The 1,413-nt window shown below is 48.8% G+C and carries 1 protein-coding gene; it reads left to right on the top strand.

From position 1 onward, the window contains the following. On the top strand, positions 1-1,413 hold a 1,413-nt coding region (locus HMPREF3119_RS19250; protein WP_168162269.1), incomplete at both ends, for a tape measure protein.

Raw genomic sequence — 1,413 nt, forward strand, 5'->3', positions numbered from 1 at the left:
CTGAATAACAAACTCGTCAACTCCATAAAGGCCGGAGAGACGCTGGCGGTAGTGAATCAGCGAGTGTTTGATATTGCGCAGAACAGCCGTTCAAGCCTTGATGGCATCGCAACACTGTACTCACGTTTAGAAAGAGCCATGCGTAGTGCCGGATTAAGTGGTCAGGAGTTAGGGCAAATAACTACCACCATTTCCAAAGCAATGACCGTTTCCGGTGCCACGGCAGCAGAATCCGAAGGTGCGCTTGTCCAGTTATCACAGGCACTGGCATCAGGAGTGCTGCGCGGGCAGGAGTTCAACTCCATGAGTGAGCAGGCTCCGGCGCTGATGAAAGGACTGGCAGACTCACTCGGTGTCAGCATCGGCAAGCTGAGAGCGATGGCCGCAGAAGGCAAATTAACCACGGATGTACTGTTAAAGGCATTCCGCGAAATGGGGCCAACTATTGAGAGGGAGTTTGCGAACACAACACAAACAATGTCGCAGTCTCTTCAGATCGCCAGCAATAATATTACTAAATTCTTTGGCGAAAACACCACTGTTAAGACGTTTATAAGCATCTTCAATGACGCGACTGTATCTGCCAGTAACAATCTGGAATCACTGACTAACGTATTGCTTATTGCAGCCGGTGTCATGGGGTCTAGATATGTTGGTGCTCTTACGCTATCAGCTGCTGCTCAGGCAAAAAAAGTTAAAGAGACATTTGCCGGTATGGCAGCAACAAAACAAGCGGCCAGAGTTGAGATAGAAGCAGCCACGGCAACAATTAACAGAGTCGCAGCAGAGAAGGCTCTTGCTGTGACAGTTCAGCAGTCACTTGGTGCGCAGTTGGCAGCAGCCACTACTGAAGCGCAGAGAACCAGAATTCGCCGTGAATTGGCAGTAAACTCAGCAGTAATAACAGGGTTAACACAGCAGGAAACCGCAGCCACAAATAGTCTCGCCGCGGCGCAGAGCAGGCTTAATGTCGCAAGTGGACTGGCAAGCAAGGCACTATCACTGATTGGAGGACCGGTTGGTGCTGCGATGCTGGCTGGCGCGGCGGTGTATTACTTTTTCCAGAAAGCCGAAGAAGCCAAAAGGTCAGCTCATGAGTTTGCTGATTCATTAAATGAATTGCGGTCCAGTATGGATAAAATGTCTCGCGCTGAATTGGCCGGGAAAATTGCGGATGCCAAAGATAAAGTTGACGCATTGACTGATGCTCAGCGCGAGGCAGAGGAGGAGGTTAAAAACCTCAACACTGCTTATAAAGCGTACTCAGATGGAGTGTGGCACTTTGGTAGCACACAAGAAAAGCTCGAAACAATATCCAGAAAATTAGCAAAAGCAGAAGAAAACCTTGAGCGCGTACAGAATGACAGAAGTAAAACAGTTAACTTTATCAGTGCAGCGCAAGCGAAGTTAAAC

It is taken from the genome of Morganella sp. HMSC11D09, assembly GCF_001807955.1.
In the GTDB taxonomy this organism is placed as follows: domain Bacteria; phylum Pseudomonadota; class Gammaproteobacteria; order Enterobacterales; family Enterobacteriaceae; genus Morganella; species Morganella morganii.